Origin of the sequence: Streptomyces sp. SM11 (assembly GCF_002910905.1) — a bacterium.
Taxonomy (GTDB): domain Bacteria; phylum Actinomycetota; class Actinomycetes; order Streptomycetales; family Streptomycetaceae; genus Streptomyces.
Map to the genome: position 1 here is coordinate 1 of NZ_NEUE01000268.1, position 5831 is coordinate 5831.

The following is a 5831-nucleotide window of genomic DNA, read 5'->3' on the forward strand; positions in this document are numbered from 1 at the left end:
TTCCATCATGACTGCTTCTGCTGTGGTTGTGCGTCGTTCGGTGCTGGGTCGGGCCTGCCCGGCGTGCGCGGAGTTGCGGTGCGCCGATCCGGCTGAGTGCCTGTACTTCCTGACTTCTCGCCCGTGGGCGGACTGCTCGGAGTGCGCCGGGTCCGGTTGGGCCGGTGAGGACGACTGCCTGTCGGTGTTCTGCTGGGTCTGCAACGGTTCCGGGCTGGAGGAGCACACCGCCCGCTCCGTCGTGCACGCCACCGTCAGCGCCCGGCCCCGCGCCCGCCTCCTCGCCCACATCGAGCGCCTGACCGCCGAGGTCTCCGACTCCGTGGCGGTGGCCGCGTGAGCCTCTTCGACGACGCCCTGTTCGGTGAACGCCCCGACTCGGCGGAGTGGGCGGATGAGATGCGGACCGAGCAGATCGGCGTGTACCTCGACGCCCACGACGTCCGCCCCTACACCCACTTCTTCACCGTGGTCGATGACGCTCACTACGCCGAGGAAGACGCCAAGGTGCGCGGCCTCTACCCGCCGATCGGGCACGGCTACCCGAGGGAGGACGACCAGTGACCTCCTTTCCCGTAGAGCCCTCGGCCGTGGCCGGGACCGCCGCCATTGTGGGCACTGATCCGCTGACGCTGGCTGACCTCTTACGGGTCGCCAACGCCCCCGGCTTCGACCGCTGGCAGGAGCAGGTCCGGCGTACCGGTGGCTGCTCGGACCCGATCCATCTGGAGGGCATGACCACTACCCGGGATGCGAAGTCGGGGCAGGTGCTCTACTCCTACAGCACCCAGGGCGAGCCCGGCGGACGCCTCCGGGTCGCGTGCGGGAACCGGCGGGCCTCCCGGTGCCCCTCCTGCGCCTGGACCTACGCCGGGGACACCTTCCACCTGATCCGCGCCGGGCTCACCGGTGACGTGGCCAAGGGAGCGCCGGTCACGGTGCGCACGCACCCCAAGGTCTTCGCGACGCTCACCGCCCCTAGCTTCGGCCCGGTCCACAACCGGCCCACCCGTGGTGTCTGCCGGTGCGGCACCGACCACCCCGAGGACTCCCCGATCCTCGGCACCGCCCTGAACCCCGGCACGTACGACTACGCGGGCGCGGTGCTGTGGAACAACCACGCCGGGGACCTCTGGCGACGCTTCACCATCTACCTCCGCCGGGAGATCGCTGCCCGCGCCGGCCTTTCCCAGAAAGCCGCCTCCGAGGTCTGCCGGGTCTCCTTCGGGAAGGTCGCTGAGTTCCAGAAGCGCGGCGCGGTCCACTTCCACGCCATCGTCCGACTCGACGGCCCCGACGGACCCGAGACCCCGCCCCCCGGCTGGGCCAGCGTCGCCCTGCTGACGGACGCGATCCAGGCGGCTGCCGCCCGCGCCACGGTCCCGCTCCCGGCCTCCGGCGACCACCCCGCCCGAACCTTGGCATGGGGGACACAGGTGGACGTCCGCCCCATCGGTGCCGGGAGTGCGAACGAGGATCTGTCGGAAGAGGCGGTGGCCGCGTACGTGGCGAAGTACGCCACCAAAGCCGCCGAGACCACCGGCACCGTAGACCGCCGCATCGGAGAGCTGGGAGAGCTGGACAAGCTCACCGACCTGCCCGACCACGCCCGGCACCTGATCGAGGCGTGCTACGACCTGGACGACGCCTACCCGGACCGGATGCTGTGGCGCTGGGCCCACATGCTCGGCTTCCGCGGCCACTTCTCCACCAAGTCCCGCGCCTACTCCACCACCCTCGGCGCACTGCGCCAGGTCCGCGCCGACTACCGGGCCCGTCAGGAACGCCGCGAACGTGGCCTGCCCGACCCGGACGATGCCCCGGAGGGCTCCACACTGACCCTCGCCCACTGGACGTATGCCGGGCACGGCCACACCCCCGGTGAGTCCTGGCTCGCGGCGACCATCGCTCGCGACATCCAGACCGGCCGCACCACCGCCCGCGAAGTACGCGCCGAACTCGAAGACCTGGACCACCTCGACGCGGTGGAGGTGTGGGCATGAGGCGACCGCTGCCCGACCGCTACCTGACCCCGCTTGACCTGGCTGACCTCCTGGGCGTGCCCGTCGAGACGGTCTACCAGTGGCGCCGCAAGGACACCGGTCCCCGCGGCTTCCGCGTCGGCCGGCATCTGCGCTACGACCCCGAAGACGTCCGCGCCTGGGTCGCCACCCTCATGGACAAGGAAGCCGCCTGATGGCCGGACACATCCAAGACCGCTGGTACAAGACCGAGCCCGGACCGAGCGGCAAGGCCGTACGGGTCAAGACCGACCGCCATGGCATCGGCCTGCGCTACCGCGCCCGCTACATCGGCCCCGATGGCTCCGAGAAGTCCAAGAGCTTCCCTGACAAGCAGAAGCGCAAGGCTGAGACCTGGCTGTCCAACGTCGAAGCCGACATGTCCCGCGGCGACTACATCGCGCCCGAGGCAGGCAAGGTCACCTTCGAGCAGTACGCGACGCGGTGGATGAAGACGCAGATGACGGACCCGGCGACCCGCGAAGCCGTCGAGATGCGGCTGAGGCTCCACGCTCTCCCGCACATCGGGAAGCGGCCCATCGGGTCGTTCAACCCGACGCACCTTCGCCTCTGGATGCGGGGCCTGGAGGACGCGGGCCTGTCCGCCGCCTACCGGCGCGGGATCTTCGCTCACGTATCGACGGTGTTCACGGCCGCAGTCGAGGACCGAGTCATCCGGGCGAATCCGTGCTCGGCGCGATCGGTCAAGGCTCCTCGTCTCGATCCCCGAAAGATCAAGCCTTGGTCTGCCGAGCGCGTCAAGGCTGTTCGGGATGCTCTGCCGGAGAAGTACCGCGCGATGGTGGATCCCGCTGCCGGATGCGGTCTGCGTCAGGGGGAGGTGTTCGGGCTCGCGGTTGAGGACGTGGACTTCCTCGGTGGCGTCCTCCACGTGGTCCGGCAAGTCAAGTTGCTCCGCGGGCGGCCCGTCTTCGCTCCGCCCAAGGGAGGGAAGGAGCGGGATGTTCCTCTGCCGGAGTCCATCGCCTTCGGGTTGGCCGGCCACCTGATGCGGATGCCTGCTGTCGAGGTGACGTTGCCGTGGAAGACGTTGGACGGCCCGCCCGTCACTGCGGCGCTGATCTTCCGGAGCCCTGAGGGGCACGCACTGAACCGCAACAAGTTCAACGATCGGCAGTGGCGGCCCGCCCTCCGTGCTGCTGGTGTGGCTGAGGGGCGGGACAACGGGATGCACGCGCTGCGGCACTTCTACGCGTCGGTGCTCCTGGACGCGGGGGAGAGCATCAAGGCTCTGAGCGAGTATCTGGGGCATCACGACCCCGGTTTCACGCTGCGGACCTACACCCACCTGATGCCGTCGAGCGAGACTCGCACGCGCGCCGCTGTCGACGCAGTCTGGGCCGCTCCGGCTACCGATGACGGCCCGGAGACGGCCCAGAAGGGGTTATAGGTCGTTGACCTGCGGGATTCTCAAAAGCCGAAGTTCTGGACCCACCACGGGCCGCCGGAGCCCTCGTGGACGCCGATGCCGATGGTCTTGTAGTCGCAGTTGAGGATGTTCGCCCGGTGACCTTCGCTGTTCATCCAGGCCGTCATCACGGCCTGGGCGTCCGCCTGGCCGCGGGCGATGTTCTCCGCGGCGAGCCCCTGCACACCGGCCTGCGCGGCCCGGTCCCAGGGAGTGTCGCCGTCCGGGTCCGTGTGGTCGAAGAAGCCGCGGGCGGCCATGTCCTCGCTGAAGTTCTGCGCGAGGGTGGTCAGCGGGGCGCTGGTGGCCAGCGGGGAGCAGCCGACCTTCGCGCGCTCCTCGTTCACCAGCGCCAGCACCTCGGTGCGTGTGGAGGCGTCGGTGGGGGAAGGGCTCGGCTTCTTGCTGGGCGGCGGGGCGGCGGAGGTCTTCGGCGGCGCCGGGGCCCTGCTCGCCGGAGCGCTGCTCTTCTCCGGTGCCGAGGTGGGTGCCTTCGACTTCTCGGACGGGGTGGCGGCCGGCTTCTTCGACGTGGAGGGCGCGGCCGGCTTCGACGGCGTCTTCGAGGGCGAGGCCGAGGCGGAGGGGGTCTTGGACGACGTCTTGGACGGAGACTTCGACGGGCTCTCGCCCGGCGCCTCCGGGCGCTCGCTGCCCCGGCTGGCGGGGGAGGAGGACCGGTCGGCCGGCGCGGTGGTGCCGCCACCCTGGGGCAGCAAGTCCGGAGCGCCGTCGGCGCGGACCCGGTCGGCGGCGGTGGTGGTGCCCGAGGTATAGGTGTCACCACCGGGGAGCAGGCCGGAGGCGACGGCGACCGCGCCGACGGCCACGGCCGCCGAGACGCCGAGGAGCCCGGTGCGGATCGGCACGGCGGACTTCTTCCGGCGCGTGCCCCGGTGCCGGGAAGCGGCCCCGGCCGCGGGTTCTTCAGCGGTGGGGCCTGCGGCGGATCGTCGGTGGCGTCCCATGCGCTGTGCCTTCCTGATACTCCGGACGCCGTTACGACGTCACTCGACTGCCCCGTTGCCCGTTGATCGAATTCGGTCGCACGCGAAGCGAATGCCACTTGATCGACTTTTCAGCCGACACCCGTCACCCGTCCGATACTCACCCGATCGAGTGAGGCTGTTGCGACGGGACTGTAGCCCATGGGCGAAAGGGGGCGACGTGCTTCCTGAGCAATTGGCCGGTTAGCGTTCGGGCATGAACGAAGAAGCGCGCCTCGTCGTCTGGGTACGCGGCCGAGTACAGCAAGTAGGCTTCCGCTGGTTCACCAGGGCAAATGCTTTGGAGATCGGTGGTCTCATCGGGTTCGCCCTCAACCTCGACGACGGAAGGGTGCAGATCGTGGCCGAAGGGCCACGTGACAATTGCCACCGTCTGCTGGACTGGCTGCGGTCCGACGACACACCCGGGCGCGTGGACGGAGTCACTGAGATCTGGGACACCCCGCGCGGTGGATACGACGGATTCGCCATCCGCTGATCCCGCCCCACGCGGCCCCTCGGGTCCGCCCGGTGAACGCCGCACGCCGAACGGTCACCGGAACGCCGGCCCGGCCCCCGCACCCGAAATGACCTGCGACGGGGCCTCGCGCCGGCCGATGGTTGCCAGATGCGGGATGTCGTGCAAGGCTGCGGCATTGACGAAGATCCGCGCACCCCTCGGGGCCCGCAGGAGAGTCGCGCCGCATGATCGTCCGGCCGCGCGCCCCCCGGGACACCCGGGCACACAGGGTGTGATCGTGTTGACCGTCAAACTTTTTGGTGAGACGCTGAAAACCCCGCGCACCTTAGCTGTTCGGTAGAGCTGACAAGCAGCAGAACCGCAGTGGTGACAGAGCCCTGCCGAGCACCGCGGGTGCGATCCCCTGACGACCCACACCGCATCGGTCGGTCACTCATTGTGGAGGACCATCCATCATGGCAAAGGCGCTTCTCGGTTACGTCGGCGGTTCCGACCCGCGACTCCTCGCCGAGATGCGACGGCTCCAGCAGCGCGTCCAGGACCTGGAATCCGAGCTCAACCGGATCCAGGACGAGAACGACGCGCTCAACGCCGCCGCCCAGCACCAAGAGTCGCTGCTCGACAGCATCGACATCGACGTACCCCAGGGCGAGCCTGCGCTGACCTGACCCCGATGGCCCCTCGGGCCGGTCGGGCCGGGCACGCTCAGTAGCCTCGGAACACCATTGATTCGTCCTGCGTCACGGATCGCCGTCGCCGAACACCGGAGTGCCCGCAGCACCGGGGACGTCGATGTCCGGTGGTTCTGCGCTGCACCGCGCAGGACCGCGGCTGGATTCACAGAGCGACACCAGCAAGATTCAGCAAGATTCACAGGGACGCTTCAGCGTCCCTTTCTTCTGTGCCCGGCCCCC

General features: G+C 69.5%; 8 protein-coding genes. 7 read left to right on the top strand and 1 reads right to left on the bottom strand.

Annotation, left to right across the window (positions count from 1 at the left end; genetic code table 11):
- The 5 genes from B9S58_RS29250 to B9S58_RS29270 form a co-directional block, all read left to right on the top strand.
- A partial coding sequence (locus B9S58_RS29250; protein WP_258045121.1) for a hypothetical protein occupies window positions 1-340 on the top strand: 340 nt, incomplete at its 5' end.
- Window positions 337-564, top strand: coding sequence for a hypothetical protein (locus B9S58_RS29255; RefSeq protein ID WP_103534981.1), 228 nt, complete (start codon window positions 337-339; stop codon window positions 562-564). The genes B9S58_RS29250 and B9S58_RS29255, both read left to right, overlap by 4 nt.
- Window positions 561-2003, top strand: a complete 1443-nt coding sequence (gene repSA / locus B9S58_RS29260) for a replication initiator protein RepSA (RefSeq protein WP_374935719.1) — start codon at window positions 561-563, stop codon at window positions 2001-2003. The genes B9S58_RS29255 and repSA overlap by 4 nt, the downstream gene beginning before the upstream one ends.
- The gene (locus B9S58_RS29265; protein WP_007457675.1) at window positions 2000-2197 is read left to right on the top strand and encodes an AlpA family transcriptional regulator; all 198 of its coding nucleotides are present in this window, start codon (window positions 2000-2002) and stop codon (window positions 2195-2197) included. The genes repSA and B9S58_RS29265 overlap by 4 nt, the downstream gene beginning before the upstream one ends.
- A complete protein-coding gene (locus B9S58_RS29270) occupies window positions 2197-3432 on the top strand; it encodes a site-specific integrase (RefSeq protein WP_103534982.1) in 1236 nt (411 codons plus the stop codon). Before B9S58_RS29265 ends, B9S58_RS29270 begins: the two co-directional genes overlap by 1 nt.
- Window positions 3433-3452: 20 nt before the next feature.
- On the opposite strand, the gene B9S58_RS29275 is transcribed toward B9S58_RS29270, so the two are convergent.
- Entirely contained in the window at window positions 3453-4418 is a 966-nt protein-coding gene (locus B9S58_RS29275; protein ID WP_103534983.1) for a CAP domain-containing protein, read from the bottom strand.
- A 235-nt stretch (window positions 4419-4653) separates the two neighbouring features.
- Here B9S58_RS29275 and B9S58_RS29280 point away from each other — a divergent pair, with 235 nt between their 5' ends.
- Both B9S58_RS29280 and B9S58_RS29290 read left to right on the top strand, forming a co-directional pair.
- Entirely contained in the window at window positions 4654-4935 is a 282-nt protein-coding gene (locus tag B9S58_RS29280) for an acylphosphatase (RefSeq protein WP_003965974.1), read from the top strand.
- Between the two features lie 437 nt (window positions 4936-5372).
- Window positions 5373-5585: a hypothetical protein gene (locus tag B9S58_RS29290; RefSeq protein ID WP_003965973.1), complete on the top strand. Its 213-nt coding sequence runs from the start codon at window positions 5373-5375 to the stop codon at window positions 5583-5585.
- The last annotated feature ends 246 nt before the right edge of the window (window positions 5586-5831 follow it).

Coding starts and splice junctions, on each gene's coding strand:
- B9S58_RS29290 (WP_003965973.1), top strand. CDS start 5,373: ATGGCAAAGGCGCTTCTCGGTTACGTCGGCGGTTCCGACCCGCGACTC.
- B9S58_RS29265 (WP_007457675.1), top strand. CDS start 2,000: ATGAGGCGACCGCTGCCCGACCGCTACCTGACCCCGCTTGACCTGGCT.
- B9S58_RS29280 (WP_003965974.1), top strand. CDS start 4,654: ATGAACGAAGAAGCGCGCCTCGTCGTCTGGGTACGCGGCCGAGTACAG.
- B9S58_RS29275 (WP_103534983.1), bottom strand. CDS start 4,418: ATGGGACGCCACCGACGATCCGCCGCAGGCCCCACCGCTGAAGAACCC.
- B9S58_RS29270 (WP_103534982.1), top strand. CDS start 2,197: ATGGCCGGACACATCCAAGACCGCTGGTACAAGACCGAGCCCGGACCG.